The following is a 24,026-nucleotide window of genomic DNA, read 5'->3' on the forward strand; positions in this document are numbered from 1 at the left end:
CTCTTCGCTGTCACAGCTATCGTGCAGGCGTTCCGGTGTACTCCGCCAGCTGCTCTATTCGCCATCCCGGACCCCGCGCACCAATGGCTTCGCGCACCGTCATCTCCACGGACTGTGTCCATTTTCGCCGCAGATGGGCAAGATAATTTGCCCGCCACTGCGCGGTGCGTTGGCGTGCGTTACGACGAATCGTTGCGCCCACCGCCACCACCGCAACGCCGAGGCCTATTGCAAGTGCGACCAGCTGCGCCACAAGCGTCGGCACCCCAACCCACATCAGCACCCCGTGGACGATCCGCACTGCGCCGACCGCCGCGCCAAGCGAGGCCACCGCCACCAGCGCGTCCATGGCATAACTGGGGCGAGCCGGACTTTCTGGAGCGGGCACCGGGATTTCCACATGAAGGCCCAATTCGTCGCCACACCGCTGCTGCAGCCGCGTCGCTGCAATTTCGGCACGGCCCTGAAGTTCCGCTTGGTCACCCGCGGGGCCGTCAGCCACTTCCTGGAGCGCATCCCGCACTGCACTCTCAGCTGCCAACTGCATCTTCCGCTGCAATCGCGCCGCCGCCCCGGCTCCGCGCGATCGCTCCTGCGCCAGCTGAGCTCGCACATTTCGAGCCCAGCGCGCACTCAGTGTTTCCCCCGAGTTTCTGGGCGGGCCTTCTGCCAGCAGAACCAGGGTTCTGGCCATCCTCTCGTCCAGCGCTCCCATCGGGATTGTGCTGTCGATTTCCTGACGCCAGGCCTCGACATACTCACCATTGCCAATCAGGCCAACTGCAACGCGACCGGTGGCCTGGCTAATTGCTGCAACCGTGCTGACACACTCCCGCGTGGGCTGCACCTCGCTGTCTGCAACATAGAGCACGACGGCGCTGCGTTTATCCACAAACTCCAGCCGACGTGGCGGCATCGCAGTGTCAACGATCTGCGAGAGGTCCGCGCGGTCCGCTGCATCCCCAGCTTTGGTGACAAGGAGCGGTGGCTGCTCAGACCCCTCCGCCGAGACCGGGCGTGGCTCAACTACGTCCGGTGTTGCCATAGCAACTCCTCCAGGCTGTCTCTAGCCGCGGGAAAGGCTGCCGCGATCTCAGTCAACTGCACTGCGAGTAGCCCGTCATCATCGCGTGATTCGTCTTCCGCACCGTAGCGTTCAGCAATCTTCCGCAACGCGGAGCTGAACAAAAAAGTGTGTTCAGCTGTCTCGTTTGTGGAGATGTCGCAATACTCGTCGGCAAGCGAATGGCGAATCGGTTGTTGCTCGATGACCAGCGCGACAGGGGCGGGCAGCTTGTCGGCCAGCTCCGCGTGACATTGCGAAAATGCCTCGCGCACAGCGGTTTCGCGCACGCCCCTGCGCAATCGCGCGCAGATTATCGGTGGCCGTTTCTCGCGCTCAAGCGCCTTGGCGACGCACACCTCCGCGCCGCTCGTGTTAGCGGTGTCCGAGTGCGCGGCCTGCCGTGATGACAGCCAGTCCACCACGGCAGCGCGCAACGACGACGATGTAGATCCCGTTGACGGCTGTGTTGTTTCCGTGACATCAGTTGCGGAAATAAGGTCCATTCGGCCTAGTCCCCTCCCATAAAGCCCCTGCGTGGTTTAGTTAAAACCTGCGTAACCCCCATACGGCCCGTGAGCCAGATTCCGCGCCCTGAAACGCTGCGCTAGGCAGACCCCAAGCGCCGCTTCAACCAACAAATAAGCGCGGCTTCGCGTTCAGCCTACAGCGGACCGCGGATTCGGCAAGTCGACAAAACAACTTTCCCCGCCATGCCGCCAGTTCGGGACGACGCGGCATCGTCAACCGAAGTGAAACCGCCAGGACAACAACAAAAATCCTAGGGGCAATGATTGGATAGTTGGCCGATGTCGTGGACAATAGGGAACGTGACTACTTCTGATTTTTCTGAAAATATCGAACAGCCTGCGGTTTCGCAGGAATCTGAACCATTGCCAACTCGCGGAGACGAGCAGGCGGAACAGCCGCATGAGCGCCAGCCGAAGAAGGGCGAATTGCCTGCAGGTCGTCCGGAAAAGACCCAATTCGACGACGGTCTTGACTACCCGCGCATCGGCAATCTGTCCTTCCGCCGCGGCACTTTGACCCCCAACCAGGAAAAAATCTGGGAAGACAACTGGGACACTTACGGCAAGGTCCTCTCCGACGAAGTCATTGACGTGGAGGAATGGTTTGGCCGCAAGGGCCCGACCATCGTCGAGATTGGCTGCGGCACCGGCACGTCCACCGTGGCTATGGCTCCGCAAGAACCGGACCACAACATCATCGCAGTTGAGCTTTACCGCCCTGGCCTCGCGAAACTGCTCTCTGCCACCGTGCGCAATGAGGTGTCGAACATCCGCATGGTCCGCGGCGACGGCGTCGAGGTTTTGCAGCGCATGATCGAGCCGGAGTCGCTGGCCGGCGTGCGCCTGTTCTTCCCGGACCCGTGGCCGAAGGCACGCCACCACAAGCGCCGCATTGTGCAGTCCGGCACGTTGCGCCTGATCTCTTCGCGTCTGAAGCCCGGCGGCATTTTCCACGCCGCCACCGACCACGCGGACTACGCGGAATGGATTGAGGAACTCCGCGAGGTCGAGCCGACGCTCGAGCCCATCGCCTGGCCGTGGCCGGAATCCCCCATGCTTCTCGACCGACCGACGACCAAGTTCGAAGCCCGCGGCCTGAACCTCGACCACGACATCCACGAGTTCATCTGGCGCAAGAAAGAGGCATAGGAACATGAGCACTACCCAGAACACCTCTGCCAGCTACAACACCACCGAGACGCACCCCACCGCACTGCTCGTATGGGACGCCCCGAACTTGGACATGGGGCTCGGCGCTATCCTTGGCTCCCGCCCGACCGCCGCGCACCGCCCGCGCTTCGACGCCGTGGGTAAATGGCTTATCGACGAAGCCGAGCGCGTATCCAAGAAAATCGGCTCCGATGTCCTCCCCGAAGCCACGGTCTTCACCAACGTCAACCCGGGCTCTGCGGAGATTGTCCGCCCCTGGGTCGAGGCCCTGCGCAATGTCGGTTTCGCGGTCTTCGCAAAGCCGAAGATCGAAGAGGACACCGACGTTGACCCCGACATGATTGCGCACATCCAACGGCGTTACGACGAGGGCGTGTTGCGCAGCGTCGTCGTTGCGTCCGCCGATGGCCAGAACTTCCAGGAGCTGCTGGAAAAGCTCGCCTCCGAAGGGATTCCGGTAACCGTCATCGGTTTTCACGAGCATGCTTCCTGGGCGCTGACCTCCGATGCGATTCGCTTCGTTGACCTGGAGGAAATCAAGGGCGTCTTCCGCGAGCCGCTACCGCGTATCGACCTCGACCGCCTGCCAGATGGCGGTGCGTGGCTGCAGCCGTTCCGTCCGCTCACGTCGTTGCTCAAGGAGCGCGACGGTAAGAACGACGACTAGGGAGACCACCGCGGCGACGTCTAGGGAGACGAACAGGAAGACGAACAGGCTTCTTATTTATGTCACGACTTAAAAAAGTCCTCAAAACCGGCAATTCGAGCTGGCTACGATCGATAATCCTCGTGGCCCTCGTGATTGCCGGTATCGTCCTGACGGTAAGAAACTGGGACAGCGTCGTCCAGGGGCTCCAAATCCTTGCGGATGTCGATGCTAAGTGGCTGTTCATCGCCATTTTTTCCGTGGCTTTTTCGCTCTACGCGATGGCGGAAGTGATGCGTCTGCTGTTGCGAGCTGGAGGCGTAAAAGCAGCCACTCGCCGTAGCACCAATGCGCTAACCCTCGCATCCAACGCGTGGGCGGTCACCGTTCCCGGTGGTGCCGCATTCTCCACGGCGCTGCAGATTAAGCGCATGATGCAGTGGGGCGCATCCGCGGTCCTTGTCAGCTGGTTCGTGCTTTTTTCGGGCGCGTTGTCGTTTTTAGGTCTGGCATTTCTGGGGCTTGGCAGCCTCTTCTTCGTCGGACAGGGTGGCACGACCGCAGTGCTCATCGCTATGGCAATTGCGGTTTTACTAGCCACCATTTTGCTGTGGCGGATTTCGCAGAACCCGGCTTTTCTCAACAAGACAGGCGCGTGGTGTCTGCGTGTCTTTAACAAGATTCGAAAGAAGCCCGCGGACACCGATGTCGACCGACTTGAAGAGTCCGTCAAACAGCTGACCAGCGTGAAGTTGCCCGTGCAAACTTTGGCTCTTTCCTTCACCTGGTCCTTTATCAACTGGGTCGCGGAAATTGTCTGTCTCTACGCCGCCATCCGTGCCGTTGGTGTCGATGACATCTCCGCTACGAAGGTGCTGCTGGCTTTCGTAACCGGCAAGCTCGCAGGTTTCATCCAGGCCACACCGGGCGGCATCGGCACTGTCGAGGCCGCTTTGACCGCGGCTCTCATCGCAGGCGGCACCACCGGCGCCGAGGCCTTTGCAGCGGTGCTGGTCTACCGCATCGTTTCCTTCGTCCTGGTGGCAATTGTGGGCTGGATTATCTACGCCCTCGGCTTCGACCACAAGGATCAGCCCGAGCATCAGCCAGTCGCTGACCGCTAATGGCTTCCTCGCCGCTGGTCGCTGGTCACCCACCAATCTGAGGGGTCGCTAGACTAAGAAGCATGAACACACGCGTATCGACGTTCTTGATTGACATCCTCGCCATCTTTATTTTCGCCGTGTTGGCACGTCTGGCTCACAACACTCCCGAGGATCCTTTTACCTTCATCAATATCCTCGATACCTGGTGGCCGTTCGCATTCGGTGTCCTCCTGGGCACCGCGCTGATTAAGAACGAGCCGAACCCGCGTGCAGTGAGTTCAGGCGCAATTGTGTGGCTCGGCACTGTCGTCGTCGGCCTAGCTGTGTGGGCCACCCGCAATTCGGCAGTCCCGCACTGGTCCTTCATTCTGGTTGCCTCAGTCATGAGCGCCTTGCTGCTGCTGGGTTGGCGAGCAGCGTCGAATGCGGTTGCTCGTAAGTCTCTGGACTAAGCCTTCGGACCCGTCCCTAACCCTTCGGTTTAGTTCACTGACTAAATCTGGTTTTTAATTTTTGCACTCCGCCTCGATAATTGAAGAATGGACAAATCTTCAGACGAGGCTCTCGGCAATCAACCAACTGCTGAGACCCAACGAACTCACAACCCCGCAGGGTCCAGCGAAGAACGCACGTTCATGGGCCAACCGTGGGGTCTCGCCAACCTCTTCGGCATCGAAATGTGGGAGCGCTTCAGCTTCTACGGCATGCAGGCCATCCTGGCTTTCTACATGTACTACGAGACCACTCAGGGCGGTCTCGGCCTGGACAAGGGTGCTGCTACCTCCATCGTCGGTGCTTACGGCGGTCTTGTCTACATGGCCGCACTCGTTGCCTCTCTGGTTGCCGACCGTATCCTTGGCTCGGAGCGGACACTGTTCTACTCCGCCATCCTGGTCATGTTTGGCCACATCTCCTTGGCATTCATCCCCGGCGTGATTGGCCTGGCTATTGGCCTTGTCTCCATCGCAATCGGCTCCGGCGGCGTGAAGACCAACGCACAGGTCGTGCTGGGTCAGCTCTACGCCAAGGACGACCCGCGTCGTGACGCCGGCTTCTCCATCTTCTACATGGGCGTCAATATCGGTGCCCTGTTCGGCCCACTGCTCACCGGCTGGATCTGGGGAATGAAGGGCTTCCACTGGGGCTTCGGCCTGGCCGCTATCGGTATGGCTGCCGGTCTGATTCAGTACATCCTGATGCGCAAGTCCACCATCGCCGAGGCCGGCCATGAGATTCCGAACCCACTGCCGAAGAAGCAGTACCCGGTATGGATTGGCATTGCAGTGGTCATCACTGTTGTCTCGGTTACGCTGGTTTCCACCGGAATTGTTCCGGTCACGACTCTTTCCACTGTGGTCACAGTGATTGCACTGATCGCCGCTGTGGTGCTGTGGTGGCAGATGTACTCCTCGCCACTTACGACGAAATCGGAGAAGACTCGCCTGGTCGGTTTCATCCCGATGTTCGTCTCAGGCGTGCTGTTCTTCGGTATCTTCCAGCAGCAGTTCACGGTGCTGGCCATCTACTCGGACATCCGCCTCGACCGCGAGATCTTCGGTTGGGAAATGTCCCCGGCCTGGATTAACTCGATCAACCCGATCTTCATCATCGCCTTCTCGATGGTCTTTGCAGCCGCCTGGTCCAAGCTTGGTGACCGCCAGTGGTCCACCCCAGTGAAGTTCGGTGTCGCCAACATCATCATCGGTATCTCGCTGTTCTTCTTCATCCCATTCTCCGGTGGCGGTGAGAACTCCACTCCGCTGTATGCGATTATCTGGATTCTCTTCCTGTTCACCATGGGTGAGCTCATGCTGAGCCCGGTCGGCAACGCCCTTGCTACCAAGGTCGCTCCGGCAGCATTCCCGTCGCGCATGATGGCCGTCTGGCTGATGGCAGTCGCTATGGGTACTTCGCTGGCAGGCACCCTGGCCGGCTTCTACAACTATGAGGATGCCGCTGCTGAGAACACCTTCTTCATCACCCTGGGTATCGCCTCGGTTGTCCTGGGCTTGATTCTGCTCGCCCTGCGCAAGTGGATTGTCAAGGAGTTCGTCGACGTCCGATAGGGCTGGCTCCGTAGGGCTGCCCCTCGCTCTGGCACAGCCCACGCTCACGCCCACGCCCCTCCCCCTCCTCCCCACTTCACGACACCTATGTCACCTCATGCCGCCTCCACAGATGGCACGAGGTGACATAGGTGTCGTGAAGTGTTTTTTGGGTGGCTCTGAACATGCTTCGCCACAAACTCGCCACCAGCACAACCGCCATCCACAGATTTTCCCCGCCTCCCCACCGGCTAAAATTGAGGCCATGTTTGCCATCATTACCGTCACCGGCGAGGATCACACCGGCATCATCGCCGCCGTCACCACTGCTCTGGCGGAGCAGGACGTCAACATCGTCGATGTTTCCCAGACCCTCATGGATAAATGGTTCACCATGATCCTGCGGGTGGAGTTCAACGAGAAGGCCACCCCTATCAGCACGCTGCAGGGTTACATGGATTCCGTCGGCAAGCGGGAGGGGCTTGTCATTCGAATCCAGTCTGAGGCGCTGTTCAACGCCGTCAACGAGATTTAAAGGGCGCGACCAGGATGGATTTCAACTTCGCGCAATCTAAGTTCCTCGACACTATTGACATGATCGAGAAGTACCGTCTGGATATCCGGACGGTCACCATGGGGATTTCCCTGCTCGAGTGCTCTCGCTCTGAAATGGAAGCCACCGCACAGGCCGTGTATGACCGCGTAACCAGGCAGGCCGCTCGCCTCGTGGAGGTCTGCGAGGGTATCGAGGCGGAGCTGGGCATTCCGATCGTCAATAAGCGCATCTCCGTCACACCAGTTTCCCTCATCACGGCCGGTTGCGAAGGCGATCCCACAGTGGTTGCCAAGGCGCTCGACCGCGCCGCCCGCGATTCTGGGGTGAACTTCCTCGGCGGCTACTCGGCGCTCGTCGAAAAGGGCGCGACGACCAGCGAGAAGCGGCTCATCGACTCCATTCCCCACGCTCTTAGCGAGACCGAATTGGTGTGCAGTTCGGTCAACGTTGCGTCGTCACGCGCGGGCATCAACATGGATGCGGTGCGCCGCATGGGCGAGGTAGTGAAGGAAGCTGCGGCGCAAACCGCTGACCGCAGCTCGATTGCCTGTGCCAAGCTGGTGGTTTTCGCCAATGCGGTGGGCGACAATCCTTTCATGGCCGGCGCGTTCCACGGCGTTGGGGAGCCAGATTGTGTCGTGTCCGTCGGCGTTTCGGGTCCGGGCGTGGTCGATCGCGCGCTCGGCGATCTGCAGGGCGCCAGCTTTAACGAAGTCGCCGAGGAGATTAAGAAGGCGGCGTTCAAGATCACGCGCACGGGTCAGCTGGTCGGCACGATGGCGTCGGAGCGCCTGGGCGTGCCTTTTGGCATCGTGGATCTCTCGCTCGCGCCGACCGCTGAGATGGGTGACTCCGTCGCTCACATCCTCGAACACATGGGATTGGAGCAGGTCGGCACGCACGGCACCACTGCCGCGCTCGCGCTGCTTAACGACGCCGTCAAGAAAGGCGGCCTGATGGCTTGTTCACGCGTCGGTGGACTGTCCGGGTCGTTCATCCCGGTCTCTGAGGACAAGGGCATGATTGATGCTGTCCGTGCGGGGTCGATCAGCATGGACAAGCTGGAGGCGATGACCTCTATTTGTTCGGTGGGCTTCGACATGATTGCAATTCCTGGTGACACGCCTGCGACCACGATTTCCGGCATGATTGCCGACGAGGCCGCCATCGGTGTGATGAACCACAAAACCACCGCCGCCCGCCTCATTCCGGTGCCGGGTACCAAGCCGGGCGATGAGGTGAACTTCGGTGGTCTGCTCGGATATGCGCCGGTCATTGATGTCAATGCCAAGGGCAATGCCGAGTTCATTGCCCGTGGCGGCTACATCCCCGCCCCGGTGCACGGGTTCAGGAACTAGCGGCTTCGGACGAGGCTCCTACGATTGCAGGCGGCGCCCATTTGCGTCATAGGCGTAGGAGCCGCTACCGACGAGAATCAAAATGAACTCGATAAATGCCCAAATGCTGACGCCGATAATGAGGAAGAAGCCAACCAGGAAGATGGCGGTAATCCAGCCGAATACCGTCAGTGCTAGCTGAATAGCACCACGCGAGTTGTGCCCCAGGTAGAAATTGTGAACACCCAGGGTGCCCAGGAAGAAAGCAAGCAGAGCCGCTGCAATCTTGGACTTATCCGAGACAGGGGAACCTGCGACCCCGTAGCCCTGGTGCGGGTTCGGGCCGCTGAAGCCAGCGGAATACGCCGGCACCTGCTGGTTTGGGTAACCACTCTGATACGGGTTCGAGTACCCGTTGTGGAAATTGTGCTGGCTCGGGTCCTGATAGCCCTGCCCCACGTTCGGCTGCTGCGGTGGGTATGGATCCGAGTACGGCATACCGGAGCTGTAAGCACCTGAGCTGTTAGCGAACTTCCCCTTGGACCTCGGCATACCGTCTTCGTCGAAATCTCCATATGGGTTTGTCGGATTCGTCATTGCACCCTACCTTTTCGCCTAGATTTCCCCGGTCATGAACAGCAGTTCCTTGGGCGATAATAACCGGTTCCGTCAGACTGCTTCCTGCAACTTTGTCAATTTCTTTCGAAATTTTAGTGAAACTGTTGTTTTGGAATATTAAACACCAGTTCTTGAGCAAGATTCTAACAGCAAGTCCCCGTCGGGGGCGTCTCGCACATTGTGAGCTGCCTCGACTACCGCGCCAGCGATTGCTCAATCAGTTCGCGAGCCCAACCCTCAGTCCAGGCCAGCGGAGTCGTCCCCGGAATTGCCGCATCATTCGTGGCGTAGGTCGCGTGCGCACCCGCGCCGGTAATCATCTCCTGCGCTCGTGCAATCGCATCGGCCACTCCCGGAGGCACATCACAGAAGGAGTCCGATGGCACGCAGACATTCTGGACCTTGTCATTAAGAGGCCCAAAGCCGTCTCGTGGACCGCGCATCGTTGCGCCCGGAACCACAGCCTGCACAATGCCGCCAAGCGGCTGCAATGACAGCTCGACGCCCACACCAGCCAGCGGAACGCCCTGGTTCACGCCCTGATTGGGGTCACGCCGCGGGTCGCCCAACAGAGCCACGCCCGCAATGCGCTCGGCCGGAACGACACCGCGGCCATTGCCGATGTCAGAGGCCAAATCACCTGCAATAGCGGCACCCTGGGAGAAGCCCATCAGGACGAAGTCCGTCAGTGGACACTGCCCGTGCAAGTCAGCCATTTCCTTAGCGGTGACATCGCGCCCGACTGCCTGCGAATCATCGTAAGTGAGTTGGTCGGGCAGCTGATGCGTCTTGATCTGTGCCGGGTACGGCGTAGTCCAGACCTTGACATCACCCTCCGAGTAGGACCCTGAGATCGAGTTCGTCAGGCCAAGCAGCAGCGAATGCGGGTTCGCGGTCGGGGCCATCGGATCATCGTCAGCACGCGATTCCGCAGTTCCGGGCACGGCGATAACTTCTACCGCCGGGCACCACTCGGGTTGTTCGGCCAGAACCCCGCCATCGTCACCGGGGGTCGGTGGGGTTTGACCGCCTTGGTCGTCGTTAAGCCATTGCACTACGCCGAAGCCAATAGCGGCCACCAGCACAATGACCGCCAGAATTGTCAGCACTTTACGCATGAGTGCTAGCAATACGCCTTTTTAGCGGAGCTTGCAATAGTCTTCGCCACTTCTTCGGCGCTTTCCTGTGAGCGCCCCTGGGCGACCAGCTGCCCGGCAATCGCCAGCGCGATGACTTCACGCTCCTCCTCCGGTGCGTCCGCGCATGCCGCGCGACCTGTGCCGATGAGCTGATCCTCCACCCCATCAACATCGATTCCCGCTTTTTCCAGCGCTCCGAGGTATGAATCGTCCGCCTCGCTGAGCTTCATCTGCCCATCGGGCGCTTCGTCCACGCGCTTAGCTTGGGGATCTGTGATCTCCGGCGCAGACTTTTCGCTCGACTTCGGCGCAGAAGTCTTCGTGCTTGACGACGTCGTGGAGGTCTTGTTCGTCGTCGTCGACGAGGTGACCTCCGAGGACTCCACTGTGGAACTGCCACAGGCGACCACTCCGAAGGTCAGCAGCGCAACAGCTGTGGTTGTAGCCAGTGTCCGGAAGGACTTGTTCATGGACATTTGTCTATCCCCTACTCAGTGCCCTGCTTTGGTTGATTTACTTGTCATCAGCGTTGTCGGCGGCTGGGGCCGGTGCTTCTGGCTTATTGCGCTCTTCGACAATCTTGCCGTTGAGCTGACGAATCCAGCCACCCTCGAACTGCTGCTCAAGACCGCCGGCCTTGACTGGCTGCAGTGGGCCGACCGGGTAGCCAAACGGGCCATTTTCGTAGCCAGTGCTGCCCCAGTGGTCAGTGATGTCGTTGGAGCGCACCGGCTGTGCACCAGTTTCCGGAGTCCAGTAAATGGCACCGTGTTCGAAGCGCTGGAAAGCGCCGCGGGCGAGCTTGACCTCGTCGCCGTCGACAGGCAGACCCAGATCGGACTCAGCGCCACCGAGCTCCTTGTAGACACGGCCGATTTCACCACGCACGATGCGAGGTTCTTCGCCGCCGATCTTGACGATGGTGCCACCCTGGAAGTCCTGGGCGACACCGCCCGGAATATCGCGGTGGTTGGCGACTGGGTAGCCCAGCGGACCGGTCTCGAAGCCGGCCTTGCCCCAGACGTTCATAATGTCGCCGGTGACTTCGTGGGCTCCGCCTTCCGGAGTCCAGTAAATCGAGCCCTTTTCGAAGTGAACGAAGCGTCCCGAGCCATCCGGCGTAGCCAGTTCGTTGGTCACTGGGTAGCCGAGCGGCGAGGACGGACCACCGAGCTCGTTGTAACGCGAACCGATGCGTCCCCAGACCACATGTGCCCCGGAATCCGGGTGCCAGTAGGCGGTACCGCCGGTGAAGTCCTGAGCCACGCCATTCTTGGCGACACCATACTCATCCGACAGGCAGGTGCCGATTCCCGGCAGCGATGCGACGGCCTTTTCAATCTCGCCACCTACGCGGCAGACAGCGCCACGATCGGACTCCGGCAACTGCAGTGCATCGGCCAGCGTTGGCCAGGCCTGACTGACCTCGAATTGCCAGTACGGCCAGGTGTGAGTACCCGAGCTCCGGAAGTTCACAACCGGCTCGACGCCCTTTTCGCGAGCATTTCGGATGAAGGTCTCACTGGTCATGCGGGAAAGCACTTCCAATGCGTAACCGGTCGGATTGTCCGGCTTCGTCGGATCGATCTGCGACGGCACGTCCCACTCACCGGTGTTGCCGTTACCCGCCGAGATGTACAGCGACATGCCCTTGAGCTTGTCGATGTTCAGCTTCGGATCATTGTCCTTCCAACGCTGCGAACCGAGCGGGCCCCACATCTTCGTCGCGTCATAGCCACCGGTGTTCTTCATCGCCAGAGAGATTGCCTGCGGCATGCCCGGCGAAGTCATATCCAGGTAACCAGAGAGGCTACCGGCAAACTTCCACAGCTCCGGAGAGTGTGCTGCAACGTTGTAAGCACCGGTAGCTCCCATGGAGATACCGATAATGCCGCGTTCATCGTTGCCGCGGAAGCCGTTGGTGATAACCGGCACGAGCTCCTTAGTGATGAAGCTCTCCCACTTGTAGTTCTGACCGTTATCCGGCTGATCCCAGTCAGAGTAGAAGGACGATGTACCGCCGGCAGGCATAACCACCAGGACATTCTTGTCCTCGTAGAAGCGTTCGATATTGGTAGCGCGAATCCAACCGGAGTAGTCATCAAACGATGCCATACCGTCAAGGTGGTAGACGCTCGGGAATGTGCGCTCCTTGTCGCGGTACCAATCGCGCGGCAGCAAAATCTCAACCTGAATTGGCTTCTCCGGCATGGCAGCCGAGCGAATGTGCGCAATGACGTGGTGATCTGTGTACCACTCGACCTTGTCTACGCTGACTCCACTGGGGAGGTTCGCCACTGCGGGAGTATCGACTTTAAATGGCGTACGCTCCGGCCCTGGCATCGGCTTCGGCATACCCAGGCCAGGTAGCTGCGCACCAGCAGCTTGCGCTGCTTCAGCGGCCTTAGCAAGGTCTCCCAGGTCTTCAGATTGAGCCAACTGCCCCTGAACGGCCTGAAGTTCCTCGTAGCTAGGCAGACCTGGCTGAGCTGGCTCGGGAGCCGCCACTGCAGCAGGGGCACCGAGAGCGAGAGTCAACGGTAGTGCCAAAAGTGCGGTCAACGCCCGCGATGACTTCCGGCTGTTGCCGAGGCCACCACGGAGGAATCTAGCGGTTACGCGCATAAGAGGGCTTCCCTTTACAAAGTCGCTGGTTGAAATTATTTGAGACGTTGAGTGTTGCACCGGCGCCGGTTAGGCACCTGCAGATAGCATCACGCGGCGCTAGAGCTATGCGTTTACCGTTCGGCTTCGCAGAATTACGTGGTGACCAGCAACGTATCCGAAGGTTCCCCTCCTCCGGCGTGCCGCTGCACGAAGAATCTCACACACGTTCTGCGAAACAAACGGTATAGCTACCTGAATAGCTTCACCCTTTACTTTAAGGTTCGACTCTCATGTTTACCCTCTTACGGGTAAAAACCGTGGAGACACACGCAAAAGGAACTGAATTCAAGCTTTGACAGCGCAACTCTTTGCGCCCCTCTGTAGGCCGTTACCCACACCTTCCGCTCAGCATCCAAACCCGGACTCGACACAGAAAAAAGACCAATCCCAACAAAAGGATTGGTCTTTCTTCAAAATTGAGACTTCTTAAGAAGCTAGCCCCTTTAAGAAGTCATCCAGCACCAGCGCTAGGTCAGCGCGCCAGAGCGCCCTGAAATAACTATCGACCTAAAGGCCCAGCGCCCGAAGAATGTGCGGGCGAGCAAGCGCGGCATCACGGCCCCACAGCTCCCACGAGTGGATACCGTTCGGGCTGTAGACAAACTGCGCATTGAGGCCGGCAGCGCGAGCATCCTGCTCAAAGCGCTGCGTCGAAGCGCGGGATACGGACTCCATCACGGCACGCCAGACGGTGTCAGGGAGCTGCGGCACCGGACGGTTCAAAACCTCCGGATCACTCCACAGGCTCTGAACACCCTGGGCGGAGGAAACATACATCGGCAGCCCCTTGAGCTGGTCGAGCAGCATCGAAGGGTCATGGGCCTGGCGTTCCGCCGAAGCCGGAACCGGAAGACCCCACATGCCAGTCGGATTCACTACACCAGTGCTAGCCACCATTGCAGTGGTACCCGTAGCAACTACCTCGTTCGACATCTGGTAGTAACCGGACAGCGAAGTAACATGCTTGAACTGGTCACGGTGGCGGGCTGCCAAAGAAACCGCCGCAGCCGCACCCATGGACAAACCAGCAATCGCGTTGCGGTTTGGATTAACACCAAACTCACGCTGCAAATAAACCGGCAGTTCCTGAGTCAAGAAGGTTTCCCACTTCTGGATCTTGACCCCTTCAGCGGTCACTGCCGGAGCGTTCCAGTCAGTATAGAAGGAGCCATCGCCAGCAGCCGGCGCAACCAGAGTGATGTTGTCATTGGCAAAAGTCTGAGCAATATGGCCCGACCAAATCCAACCGGACGCACCCTTATTAAAGCCCCACAGACCGTCGAGCATGTACAGGGAGGCATCGCCGCCACCAGTAGCCGCCTTGATCTGAACCGGAATATTGCGGTTCATAGCCGGCGAGAAAACCTGGCAGTACTGAACCCACCAGTTGTATGGGTCCCAATTACAGCCTGGGCGCAGTCGATCACGGTTTGGATCAGCACTCGCATCCTTCGCGGATGCGAGCATGATGCCGCCAAAGACCATTGCAACCGCTACGAGGGCAGCTACGACCTTCACCGTGAAGTTACGACTCACTGCAGTAAAGCTCATCGTTCTCCTCTTTACTTTCGGACTTACCTCCGCGCCAGACTTCTCGGAGGCAGTCGCTTGCGCGAGCTTTCGCTTTTCTGCTTCCAGTTGTGACGCGACAACTGGAGACTCCACAAAAGAATCTCGAGTATGTAACGATACTCAATCGTTTCCCTACAACCAAGTTAAAATCGTAACCATTCCGTAATATTTCTCACATTTCCCGACAAAACTATCTACCACAAGGAGAAACACTGTTTACCAGCGAGGAATTACAGAATTGTAATTTTGCCCCCGACCGACCCGTAGGACTGACTGAGACATCTAAAACACGCCTACAAGAACCCAAAACACAACCTAAGTACTAACGAGGTACAGAAAAGCCCATGCACCCCTCGATGCATGGGCTTTCAGCTACCAACCGAACCCGACGAGAAACCGACGAGAAACCGCAGTTCGCTTAATGGGAAAAGAACAAGGAACTACCCCAGAGCCGGAACAGCGTAGACAGCGATGGCAATGGACAGCAGCCACAGCACAGCCAGCGCCTGCAGCGGGCGATCCTTAAGCGCAATCTCATCCGGGCTTCCCGCATCACCGCGGTCAACATCAGCTGCGAAGCGCAGGATGGCCACAGTGAATGGAACCATCGAGATCTCGTACCAAATGGCCGAAGTGGAGGAAGTGCCCGGCGCGCGGCCCATCTCGAAGCCCCACAGCGCATAGCTGAGCACCACCGCAGTCGCGGCAAGGGTCCACACAAAGCGCAGGTAAGTCGCGGTGTAGCCCTGCAACGACTTTCGAATCTTCTTGCCCGTGCGCTCTGCCAGCAGCAGCTCCGCGTAACGCTTGCCTGCTGCCATGAACAGCGAACCGAAGGCGGCAACCAGTAGGAACCACTGGGACAGGTTGATGTTGGCGGCCACACCACCGGCCATTGCACGCAGCATGAATCCCGAGGACACCAGCGCGATATCAATCACCGGCTGGTGCTTCAAACCAAAGCAGTAGCCGAGCTGCAGCGCAATATATACAGCCACGACAATTGCCAGCCCCGGCCCCTCAGAGGCAATCCAGGACACGGCAATCGAACCGATAATCAGAGCAACCGCCATGATGTACGCCATGCTCACTGGCAGCACACCAGCGGCAATAGGACGGAAACGCTTGGTCGGGTGCGCGCGGTCGGCTTCGACATCGCGGGCATCATTAATCAAGTAAATCGACGATGCTGCCAAACAGAAGGCCACAAACGCCACCAGGATGTCGACGGTCAGGGTGCCGATCGAACGTCCCGAGTCCATAATCTCATTGCCGGCCGCCAGCGGAGCCGCGATAACCAGGACGTTCTTCACCCACTGCTTCGGACGAAGTGCCTTGATCATGCCGTCCAGCAGATTCTTCGGCGGATGCCCCTGCGGGTGCGCAGGCTCATCGATACCGGAAGTGTGCGGCTCGGACCCAATCCTTGATTGAGAAGCTTGCCGCTGGTTGGCCGACACATTGGCCAAGTTGTCGTTCTCCGCCTGTGTCACTGTGCATTCCTTTCCGCAATGGAGGGCTGTCCACCCTGGTTATGCTGCGCGTTTTTCGGCTCGATGACCTTATCACCTATCTTGTCCACCGCAAGAGCAGTGGCTGTACCCAGCGCCGCTCCGAGAGCAACATCCGTCGGGTAATGCACTCCCAACACCAGGCGAGAGAGCATAATCGCCGGCACCCCCACGGCCGGTGCTGCCGGGTAACCCAACTTGGCAATCCCCACCAGCGCCGCCGTCGTCGACGTCGCGTGCGAGGACGGGAAACTCAGCTTGCTCGGTGTACCAACGCCGATTGCTATACGACGGTCATGGGGACGCGGGCGACGGACAATGCGCTTAAGCACCACCGATGCCGCATGCGAGGTAAAGGCGGCCACACCGACCTTTGCCCAGCTAATGCGTCGCTCCTTATCCACCGCCGCCCCGAGGGCAGCGAGCCCCATCCACCCAAGGGCGTGCTCACCGAAATAGCTCATGGCACGCGCGGTGGGCAGCACACCCGGGACGTCGTTAAGCGTGTGCTGAATATTAACGAGAACGTCGGACTCGCCGAACGGATCGCCTTTAATTTTCGAAGACATTCGCCCAGGCCTTCCTACTGGTCAGATCGTCATAGGCTGCGCGGTAGCGTGCCTGCATTTGCTCGAACCGCTCCTCAACCTGCTTTTGCAGCTCCCAGGATTCTTCCAGCAGAGCCTTGGCCTTGTCGCGGTCACGTTGGCGATACACCACGCCACGGCCGTCAGCGGTGGTGACCGTTGCGCCATCCAGACGCGACAGGGAGAACCAACGAGCCTCCAGCGGCGCCAGGTTTGCCTGCGGCACCGCATGGTGCTCGGAGTTTTCCGGGCGCACGCTGTGAAGCAAGCCCTTGGCCAGCCAACCGACCTTCTTCAGCTTGCCCAGACGACCACCGACATCCTTTGTCGGAATCCCCGGAATACCGGAGGGCTTTGGCAGATCGCCTGCACTCGGCAGCACAACCGCGTCGGGGAAGCTCTTGCGCAGGGCATTGATGCGCGGCAGCGAGGACTCGAGAATGTCGAATAAACGCTCGGGACCTGCCAGGAAGTCCTTCATGGCTTCGTTCTGGATGGCAACAGTGGAGTACTCCAGGCACAGAAGGTGCTTGAAAGTGGCCTTGCGCATGGAACGCACGATACCGGCAGCATCGCCCTCGTGCTGAAGGGCCGCGACAATCAAGCGGTTGCGCAGGTGGAAGTACGCCTGCCAATCAATCGCATCATCCTTGTCCGACCAGGCCATATGCCAAATTGCGACGCCCGGCCACGTAGCCGTCGGAAAGCCTGCCTTGCCTGCGCGCAAACCGTATTCGGCATCGTCCCACTTAATAAACAGTGGCAGCGGCTGACCGATTGCCTCAGCGGCGACGCGCGGAATCAGGCACATCCACCAGCCGTTGAACTCAACATCGATGCGACGGTGAAGATCCTTCGAATCGACAACCTCACCGGTTGCGTTAGTGCCGTGCTCCCCGCGATCGCGCAGTGGGTGCGCATAAAAGTCGTGGTCATAGTGGACGTGCGGAGCGGAAGTCCACATGAAGTCATGGCGGCCGATGACTTCACCCATCGAGTGCAAGTGGCTGCGCTCCTGCAGGTTCAGCATCTGACCGCCGACCAGCATCGGGGACTTCGCGAACCGGCCGACAGCGACCGCACGCAGAATGGAATCCGGTTCGATGGCGATGTCGTCATCCATGTAGAGAATGAACGGGCTATCGGTCGCACGCTTCGAATCCGAATCCGGACCGCCCAGGGCCTCATACATAATGCGGGAGTACCCGCCAGAACCACCGAGATTTCCCTGCGGGAAAATACGCAGGCGGTCACCAAAGTGCTCGGCGACAGCATCAAAGCCCGGCTCGTCTGCCGGGTGCTTGGTGCCCTGGTCAGGCATCAAAACAGCATCGATGATGGCATCGACCTCAGGATCCGAGGACAGCGCCTCAAGAGCAGCAACTGCGTCGGTCGGGCGATTGAACGTCGGGATACCGATAGTGACGCGCCCCTCCGGCGCCGGATGCTCCGTGCCGTCCGGGTACGTCTGGCTCGGCGCCTCGATATCGGAGTACCAACCTGCGGAGTGGATTACCACGTCCGTCTCACAGGTGAGGTCAAACCAAATCCAGCCGCCGTCTTCAAATTGCGTCAGCGGTACTGGGATTTCGCAGACGTGCACATCCTTGCCGTCCACCTTGGCTTCTGCACCTTCAGCCGCCGCACCCAGATCACCGACAACTTCGCCGGTCACGGCGATACGCGCACCGTCAATCTTCGAACGGTAGATGTCCACGCGCGCAGTACCGGACAGTTCCAGGCGCAGGACAACATTGTCCAGATTCGTCCACCGGCGCCAGTAGCTGGCCGGAAAAGCATTGAAGTAGGTTTCAAAACTAACTTCATCACCCGCCGGAATGGTGGCTGACGTGCGCGAATGCGCTTGCACACGACCGGCATTAGTCTCCGGCTCAACCAAGTAGAGCGAGCGGACATCACGGGGCTCACCCAACTTTGGCAGCAAAATCCGCTGCAGGCGTTCAACGGCAAGGCTTGACGACGTTGTCGGGGTATGTGTCCGCTTTTGTTCAGGCTGTGATGCCATGAGACGTATCAACCACTTTCCGAAAGGTCTACCGGGGATGTTGCCGCCGATAAGTTACCGACGTTTCTATCTCATAGCATCCTAGTGCCCGTGGCGGATTGCCTCTTGTTGCCACGCTAGCGACAGCCCAGAATGTGAAAGCCCCTACGCGCTGCGGACTATCTGCTGCGCATAGGGGCTTTTTCGTTCAGGCTCTAGTTTTAAGCTCCGAGGAAACCTTCGATGCGGGCCTTGGAGTTCTGGAGGTTGCGATCCCAGGTTGGCCAATCGTGGATACCGGTCTGCTCGTATTCAAACGTGGCATCCAGACCGGAGGTACGAGCACGCAACTCAAACTCGCGGGTGGACAAGCGGGACAGCGACTCCAGCGCAACGCCGCCGGCCTTCGGGACGACCCGGTAGAGATTCTTCGGGTCACGAACCTCATCCGGAACACCATTTGCCGAGGTAATAACCAGATCCAGCCCCTTCATCTTCTCGACATTCAGGTACGGATCATTACGGACACGCTCCGCTGACATAGGCGCACCCCACATGTCGAAGGAGCTGTAGCCAGCCGACAGCTGAGCAGCCTCAATTGCAGTAGTCATACCCGGCGCAGTGGTGTGCAGGTAACCGGAGAAGGCAAGAGCCTGACCGAACTGGTCTCGGTGGTTGTATGCCAGCGACAGTGCAGCAGATGCACCCATGGACAGACCTGCAATGGAGTTACCAGTGCGAGAAATGCCGAACTCACGCTCAAGGTAAACCGGCAATTCCTGAGTCAGGAAAGTCTCCCACATGTTTACAAACGGACCGTGCACACTAACCGACGGACGCTTCCAGTCGGTGTAGAAGCTACCGCCGCCACCACCTGGAATAACCAGGTTGACGTTGGATCCTTCAAAAGTACGTGGGGCGTTACCGTGCTCCACCCAGTCAGAGGCATCAGCCGGGCTACGCAGACCATCTAGCAGGTAGAGAGCCTTGTTACCACCATTGGCAGAGGCCACAATCTGAACCGGAATATTACGGTCCATGGCCGGCGAATAAACCTGGCACTTCTGGGTGAAGTACTGGTACGAATCCCACTCACAACCCGGGCGCAGCGAGCCTCGGTCACCCGCCGCGCTCGCGGCCGGCGCCATGGTCAATGCAGACGCAGCCACAGCTACTACGGACGCAACGGCTGCAACCTTTCGGCGCCAACCACGGAAAGTAGAGGTGATTTTCACGTGTGCATTCTCCTCACAATGTGCGATTCCCCACGGCCGGTGGGAACTATCAGGCGTGTTTCCGCTTCAGGGAATTACCTTAAGAAACAGTAAATCTTCGACAAACTTACCCGCATTCACTGTCGTTTTCCAGCAGAACACGTCGAGACCCCACTTTTCGGCGGGTTCTGGTATCCGCATTTTTACTGCGCAAGCCCCCGCAGCTCGCGCGACTCCCGCGCCCCGCGCCAGGTAATAATCGCGCCAGCCGCCGCGATTAGCACGATGCCCAGCGCCATGGACCAAGTCACTCGGTCACCGGAAAACGCCCAGCCCAGGATTGCACCGATGACCGGGTCCAGCGCGAAGAGCGTGCCGACGACCGCCGCTGAGACAATCCCCGCAGCGATGGTGTCCATCATGTAGGGAATAACAGCACCAATGAACCCAGAAACAACGATGGTGACCCACATCGAACCGTCGACAAGCGGTGCGGCGGAAACAGAAAACGGCGCGAGCACGATTGCTGCGACGACCACTGACAGCGCCAGGTCGGGCATGCCGCCGCCCTCGGTGCTGCCCATTCGGGCGGAGAAGAGCGTGTAAGCGCCGAAGAAGATTGCACCGATTGCGGCGTAACCAATGCCGATAATGTCAAGGTCATTGGAGGGCTGGGCAATCAGGGCAACGCCGATGAAAGCGACGATGGCCCATAGGCGGGAGCGCCACATTTTCAGCCCCAGGAAGGACACGACGCAGGGGCCGAGGAAGTCGATGGTGACGGCGACGCCCTGCGGGAGGCGCGCGATGGCGGCGTAAATCATCATGCTCATCATGCCCATGGCGATGCCGTAGACCACGATGTTGATGGCGCGAACGCGGGTCATTCCGGACAGTTTTGGTCGGAACAGAACCACCATAATGATGGCGGCGGCGGTCATGCGCAGGCCCGATATGCCCGGCGCGCCGACCGTGGAAAGCATGCCAGTGACCAGCACGGCTGCAGCCTGGGTACCAAGAGAACCGATAAGAACCAGAATGACAGGTGCCACTGGCAGGGTGAGAAACTTGTTCACACGCTGCAGCAATGGCCCCTGCTGGGGAACCCGCCCAGCCCCCTGGTGGGGAACTTCGGTTTGGCTTTTCTCACGCGACACTCGCGCAATACTAGCGCGGGAGCCGCAAGCGGCAAATTAGTGCCCGCGCTCCTGCTCGATTGCTTCGCCGTCGTTGAAGAACGGCGCAATCTTGTTGTCGAACATCGACAGTGCGGAACCGATTGCCATGTGCATATCCAGGTACTGGTAGGTGCCCAGACGACCACCGAAGAGAACCTTGTTCTCCTGCGCTTCTGCTGCAGCGAGCTTGCGGTAGGCCTCCAGCATCTCGCGGTCTTCCGGGGTGTTGATCGGGTAGTACACCTCGTCGTCATCGTCGGCGAAGCGGGAGTATTCCTTAACAATTACTGTCTTGTCCTTGACGTAATCGCGCTCCGGGTGGAAGTGGCGGAACTCGTGGATACGGGTGTACGGCACATCCGCGTCGTTGTAGTTCATCACTGGAGTGCCCTGGAAATCGCCGGTGTTGACAACCTCCATCTCGAAGTCCAGCGTGCGCCAACCCAGCTTGCCCTCTGCGTAGTCGAAGTAGCGGTCCAGCGGGCCGGTGTAGACGACCGGGGCGTCCGGGGATACAGCGCGCAGTTCGTCGCGCACCTCGAACCAGTCGGCATCGACAACGACGTCAATCTTGTCGGAGGTCACCATGTTTTCCAGCCAGGCGGTGTAGCCGTCGACAGGCAGACCTTCGTAGGTGTCGTTGAAGTAGCGGTTATTAAAGGTGTAGCGAACTGGCAGGCGGGTGATGTTGCCAGCCGGCAGGTTCTTCGGGTCGGTCTGCCACTGCTTGGCGGTGTAGTGCTTGACAAATGCCTCGTACAGCGGGCGACCAATCAGGGAGATGGCCTTTTCCTCAAGGTTCTTCGCGTCACGTGGATCCAGGCCATCGGTCTGGTCCTTAATCAGCTGACGAGCCTCGTCCGGGCTGTAGTACTTGCCGAAGAACTGGTTGATCAGCCCCAGCCCCATCGGGAACTGGTATGCGGTGCCCTTGTACATAGCGAACACGCGGTGCTGGTAGTCGGTGAAGTCAGTGAACTGGTTGACGTAGTCCCACACCCTCTTATTAGAGGTATGGAACAGGTGCGCACCGTACTTGTGCACCTCGATGCCAGTCTCCGGCTCTGCCTCCGAGTAGGCGTTGCCGCCGATGTGGTTGCGGCGTTCGACAACGAGCACGCGCTTACCCAGCTCAGTGGCGGTCCGCTCAGCAACGGTCAAACCGAAGAAACCCGAACCGACCACGATGAGGTCGTAGGTGTTGTCCTTGATGTCCTGTAGGGACTTCGGAGCAAATTCATTGGCAGTGGTGTTCTTTTCGCTACTCACGCCTTAAAACCTATTGCATTTCCATCCGGTTTGCGGGTGTACACGCGGGCTTTACGACGTCCACGTGAGCCCAGCCCAACGTTCGTTTGGTCACATTATTTGATAATTTTCCCAAAATTAACGAGGAAACACAGATGTCTCACTAGATTTTTTTAGTCACACTGGTAACATCCTCCTCAGAATTTTCTGTTGCTTTGCAACTTTCCTTCCCTTCGACCCCGGGTAGACCTCGGGTCGATAACCCTGTACCCCATTTTTTTGGAGCTTTTACCGTGCCAACTCGCCGTCGCATCAATGCCCCGTCGATGGGCCGTCGCACCTTCCTCTATGGACTGGCAGCAACTACTGCCGCAGCTCCGCTAGCAACATGGGGTATTCGCCAGGCCCCTACCCTGGTTGGAAGCCCAGGCGTAGGCCCCATCGCAGCCAAGATTTCGACATCGCCGCTGGTTGACGCTGTCACGATGATGATTGACGACGCAGCCGTCGGCACGCATGCCATTACCGATGCCCTGCACCCGCTTCGCGGATTCGTAAAGGACATCACCCGCGACGAACCGTTCTCCCAGTTCGCCCTGACCTGGCCGGGCGATGACAATCTGCAGCTCTACGTTCGCGCCGAGCGCGAAGACGGCAGCTTTGGCCCGTGGTTCCACGCTGATTCACACGGTCCGATGAATAACTCCGGGCAGTCCGGCACCGAGCTGCTGTTCGTTGAGCCCACCCGTCGCGTGCAGGTGTCGACTGTCGGCCTGAACCTCCTCGAAGGCCTGGATCCCCGCAACATCATTGGTATCGACAACCTTGACCCCGCAACCATCGGCGGTGCCCTGCAGGATCTCGTCAGCGCTACGGCCGCGTTGTCCCTCAACGCCGTCCAGGCAGTTTTCATCGACGGCGTAGAGCAGGTCGGCGAGGTTATTCAGCCAGTTGCGTACGAGTCGTCGATTTCCGGTGCGCCAAATGTAATCAGCCGTGCAGCATGGGGCGCAGATGAGTCCATCCGCAGCGGTTCGAGCTCCTACAGCACTTTCAAGGGCACGTGCATCCACCACACCGCGGGTTCCAATAACTACTCAGAGTCGCAGGGACCAGCCATTGTCCGAGGCATTTACGCCTACCACGCAAAGACGCTGGGCTGGGGCGATGTTGGCTACAACGCGTTGGTCGATAAGTACGGCAACATCTACGAGGGGCGCTACGGCGGCCTGGACAAGAACATCGAAGGCGCGCACGCAGGTGGCTTCAACAACGGCACCTTCGGTATTTCGGTGATGGGCAATCACGACCAGCTGGAGATTCCGGATGCGGCCGTCACTGCACTCGGCGAGATGGTCGGCTGGCGCATGAAGGTCGGTGGCGTCGATCCGATGTCCACCGCCGCACTGACCAGCGCCGGCTACTCGAAGGCACGCTACAGCTCCGGCCAGACCGTGAACCTCCCGGCCATCTTCGGCCACCGCGACACCGGCTACACCTCATGCCCGGGCACCTTCGGCTACCAGCAGATGGATGCCATCCGCGCTGCAGCCAAAGCCAAGTTTGATGGCGCCGGCGGAGCGGGTATCGCCGGCCGCTCGACGGATCCGAACAACCAGGACGGAGAGGCCGCCAGCATTCCGTCGATTCCGGGCACCGGCGAGTCGGGCGACAACGGCGGTTCCCTCGGAAACGTGGAAACGCCCACACCAGGCGAGGTTCTCGGTGAGTTTCTAACTGATTCCCTGCCAGCCAACCCTGCCGAAGCTACGCAGGCCTGGTTCGCACCTCAGAACTAAGTCTCCCGCTTATCCACAACAGGCATAACCACATC

The 24,026-nt window shown here is 59.3% G+C and carries 21 protein-coding genes; 8 read left to right on the top strand and 13 right to left on the bottom strand.

The window, feature by feature from the left end; translation table 11 throughout:
* Positions 1-16: 16 nt before the first annotated feature.
* Both HMPREF2920_RS07405 and HMPREF2920_RS07410 read right to left on the bottom strand, forming a co-directional pair.
* The gene (locus HMPREF2920_RS07405) at positions 17-1,045 is read right to left on the bottom strand and encodes a hypothetical protein (RefSeq protein ID WP_070854123.1); all 1,029 of its coding nucleotides are present in this window, start codon (positions 1,043-1,045) and stop codon (positions 17-19) included.
* Positions 1,027-1,569: a hypothetical protein gene (locus HMPREF2920_RS07410; RefSeq protein WP_049193159.1), complete on the bottom strand. Its 543-nt coding sequence runs from the start codon at positions 1,567-1,569 to the stop codon at positions 1,027-1,029. Before HMPREF2920_RS07410 ends, HMPREF2920_RS07405 begins: the two co-directional genes overlap by 19 nt.
* A 324-nt stretch (positions 1,570-1,893) precedes the next feature.
* Between HMPREF2920_RS07410 and trmB the strand changes: the two genes are divergently transcribed.
* From trmB to HMPREF2920_RS07445, 7 genes are all read left to right on the top strand, one after another.
* The gene (gene trmB / locus HMPREF2920_RS07415; RefSeq protein ID WP_224784017.1) at positions 1,894-2,742 is read left to right on the top strand and encodes a tRNA (guanosine(46)-N7)-methyltransferase TrmB; all 849 of its coding nucleotides are present in this window, start codon (positions 1,894-1,896) and stop codon (positions 2,740-2,742) included.
* A gap of 4 nt (positions 2,743-2,746) precedes the next feature.
* Positions 2,747-3,430, top strand: a complete 684-nt coding sequence (locus HMPREF2920_RS07420) for an NYN domain-containing protein (protein WP_070566676.1) — start codon at positions 2,747-2,749, stop codon at positions 3,428-3,430.
* A 122-nt stretch (positions 3,431-3,552) separates the two neighbouring features.
* A complete protein-coding gene (locus tag HMPREF2920_RS07425; protein ID WP_242458653.1) occupies positions 3,553-4,533 on the top strand; it encodes a lysylphosphatidylglycerol synthase transmembrane domain-containing protein in 981 nt (326 codons plus the stop codon).
* Between the two features lie 62 nt (positions 4,534-4,595).
* A complete protein-coding gene (locus tag HMPREF2920_RS07430; protein ID WP_016421636.1) occupies positions 4,596-4,967 on the top strand; it encodes a DUF3054 domain-containing protein in 372 nt (123 codons plus the stop codon).
* 87 nt (positions 4,968-5,054) lie between these two features.
* Positions 5,055-6,581, top strand: a complete 1,527-nt coding sequence (locus HMPREF2920_RS07435) for a peptide MFS transporter (RefSeq protein ID WP_070549948.1) — start codon at positions 5,055-5,057, stop codon at positions 6,579-6,581.
* 244 nt (positions 6,582-6,825) lie between these two features.
* The gene (locus HMPREF2920_RS07440) at positions 6,826-7,095 is read left to right on the top strand and encodes an ACT domain-containing protein (protein ID WP_016421638.1); all 270 of its coding nucleotides are present in this window, start codon (positions 6,826-6,828) and stop codon (positions 7,093-7,095) included.
* A gap of 14 nt (positions 7,096-7,109) precedes the next feature.
* Positions 7,110-8,474 (top strand): PFL family protein, encoded by a 1,365-nt coding sequence (locus tag HMPREF2920_RS07445; RefSeq protein WP_069359737.1) that lies wholly within the window; start codon positions 7,110-7,112, stop codon positions 8,472-8,474.
* A gap of 18 nt (positions 8,475-8,492) precedes the next feature.
* Here the strand turns inward: HMPREF2920_RS07445 and HMPREF2920_RS07450 are convergent, their stop codons facing one another.
* The 11 genes from HMPREF2920_RS07450 to glf form a co-directional block, all read right to left on the bottom strand.
* Positions 8,493-9,050, bottom strand: coding sequence for a TM2 domain-containing protein (locus HMPREF2920_RS07450; protein ID WP_070602329.1), 558 nt, complete (start codon positions 9,048-9,050; stop codon positions 8,493-8,495).
* Between the two features lie 215 nt (positions 9,051-9,265).
* Complete coding sequence (locus tag HMPREF2920_RS07455; protein ID WP_070854124.1) at positions 9,266-10,189, bottom strand: cutinase family protein; 924 nt, start codon at positions 10,187-10,189, stop codon at positions 9,266-9,268.
* Positions 10,190-10,194: 5 nt separating this feature from the next.
* Positions 10,195-10,686, bottom strand: coding sequence for a DUF732 domain-containing protein (locus HMPREF2920_RS07460; protein WP_070566670.1), 492 nt, complete (start codon positions 10,684-10,686; stop codon positions 10,195-10,197).
* Positions 10,687-10,723: 37 nt separating this feature from the next.
* A complete protein-coding gene (locus tag HMPREF2920_RS07465) occupies positions 10,724-12,835 on the bottom strand; it encodes an alpha/beta hydrolase-fold protein (protein ID WP_070854125.1) in 2,112 nt (703 codons plus the stop codon).
* A 549-nt stretch (positions 12,836-13,384) separates the two neighbouring features.
* Positions 13,385-14,428: an alpha/beta hydrolase gene (locus tag HMPREF2920_RS07470; RefSeq protein WP_049190964.1), complete on the bottom strand. Its 1,044-nt coding sequence runs from the start codon at positions 14,426-14,428 to the stop codon at positions 13,385-13,387.
* Positions 14,429-14,889: 461 nt separating this feature from the next.
* Positions 14,890-15,909 (bottom strand): decaprenyl-phosphate phosphoribosyltransferase, encoded by a 1,020-nt coding sequence (locus HMPREF2920_RS07475; RefSeq protein WP_070854132.1) that lies wholly within the window; start codon positions 15,907-15,909, stop codon positions 14,890-14,892.
* A gap of 29 nt (positions 15,910-15,938) precedes the next feature.
* Positions 15,939-16,529: a phosphatase PAP2 family protein gene (locus tag HMPREF2920_RS07480; protein ID WP_070854126.1), complete on the bottom strand. Its 591-nt coding sequence runs from the start codon at positions 16,527-16,529 to the stop codon at positions 15,939-15,941.
* Positions 16,513-18,573, bottom strand: a complete 2,061-nt coding sequence (locus HMPREF2920_RS07485; protein ID WP_069359735.1) for a glycosyltransferase — start codon at positions 18,571-18,573, stop codon at positions 16,513-16,515. The genes HMPREF2920_RS07480 and HMPREF2920_RS07485 overlap by 17 nt, the downstream gene beginning before the upstream one ends.
* A 200-nt stretch (positions 18,574-18,773) precedes the next feature.
* Positions 18,774-19,787 (bottom strand): alpha/beta hydrolase, encoded by a 1,014-nt coding sequence (locus HMPREF2920_RS07490; protein WP_049193148.1) that lies wholly within the window; start codon positions 19,785-19,787, stop codon positions 18,774-18,776.
* Between the two features lie 182 nt (positions 19,788-19,969).
* On the bottom strand, positions 19,970-20,842 hold the full coding sequence (locus tag HMPREF2920_RS07495; RefSeq protein ID WP_069359746.1) for an EamA family transporter: 873 nt from the start codon (positions 20,840-20,842) through the stop codon (positions 19,970-19,972).
* Positions 20,843-20,959: 117 nt separating this feature from the next.
* Positions 20,960-22,156 (bottom strand): UDP-galactopyranose mutase, encoded by a 1,197-nt coding sequence (glf, locus tag HMPREF2920_RS07500; protein WP_049171857.1) that lies wholly within the window; start codon positions 22,154-22,156, stop codon positions 20,960-20,962.
* Positions 22,157-22,485: 329 nt separating this feature from the next.
* On the opposite strand from glf, the gene HMPREF2920_RS07505 reads away from it, so the two are divergent.
* A complete protein-coding gene (locus HMPREF2920_RS07505) occupies positions 22,486-23,991 on the top strand; it encodes an N-acetylmuramoyl-L-alanine amidase (protein ID WP_070854127.1) in 1,506 nt (501 codons plus the stop codon).
* Positions 23,992-24,026 lie beyond the last annotated feature (35 nt).

The sequence above is a fragment of the Corynebacterium sp. HMSC075F02 genome (assembly GCF_001838335.1).
GTDB classification, from domain to species: Bacteria; Actinomycetota; Actinomycetes; order Mycobacteriales; family Mycobacteriaceae; genus Corynebacterium; species Corynebacterium jeikeium_D.

Bases quoted from the DNA above. Each gene is read 5' to 3' on its own strand.
- HMPREF2920_RS07405 (WP_070854123.1), bottom strand. From the start codon at position 1,045: ATGGCAACACCGGACGTAGTTGAGCCACGCCCGGTCTCGGCGGAGGGG.
- HMPREF2920_RS07410 (WP_049193159.1), bottom strand. From the start codon at position 1,569: ATGGACCTTATTTCCGCAACTGATGTCACGGAAACAACACAGCCGTCA.
- HMPREF2920_RS07420 (WP_070566676.1), top strand. From the start codon at position 2,747: ATGAGCACTACCCAGAACACCTCTGCCAGCTACAACACCACCGAGACG.
- HMPREF2920_RS07430 (WP_016421636.1), top strand. From the start codon at position 4,596: ATGAACACACGCGTATCGACGTTCTTGATTGACATCCTCGCCATCTTT.
- HMPREF2920_RS07435 (WP_070549948.1), top strand. From the start codon at position 5,055: ATGGACAAATCTTCAGACGAGGCTCTCGGCAATCAACCAACTGCTGAG.
- HMPREF2920_RS07440 (WP_016421638.1), top strand. From the start codon at position 6,826: ATGTTTGCCATCATTACCGTCACCGGCGAGGATCACACCGGCATCATC.
- HMPREF2920_RS07445 (WP_069359737.1), top strand. From the start codon at position 7,110: ATGGATTTCAACTTCGCGCAATCTAAGTTCCTCGACACTATTGACATG.
- HMPREF2920_RS07450 (WP_070602329.1), bottom strand. From the start codon at position 9,050: ATGACGAATCCGACAAACCCATATGGAGATTTCGACGAAGACGGTATG.
- HMPREF2920_RS07455 (WP_070854124.1), bottom strand. From the start codon at position 10,189: ATGCGTAAAGTGCTGACAATTCTGGCGGTCATTGTGCTGGTGGCCGCT.
- HMPREF2920_RS07460 (WP_070566670.1), bottom strand. From the start codon at position 10,686: ATGTCCATGAACAAGTCCTTCCGGACACTGGCTACAACCACAGCTGTT.
- HMPREF2920_RS07465 (WP_070854125.1), bottom strand. From the start codon at position 12,835: ATGCGCGTAACCGCTAGATTCCTCCGTGGTGGCCTCGGCAACAGCCGG.
- HMPREF2920_RS07470 (WP_049190964.1), bottom strand. From the start codon at position 14,428: ATGAGCTTTACTGCAGTGAGTCGTAACTTCACGGTGAAGGTCGTAGCT.
- HMPREF2920_RS07480 (WP_070854126.1), bottom strand. From the start codon at position 16,529: ATGTCTTCGAAAATTAAAGGCGATCCGTTCGGCGAGTCCGACGTTCTC.
- HMPREF2920_RS07485 (WP_069359735.1), bottom strand. From the start codon at position 18,573: ATGGCATCACAGCCTGAACAAAAGCGGACACATACCCCGACAACGTCG.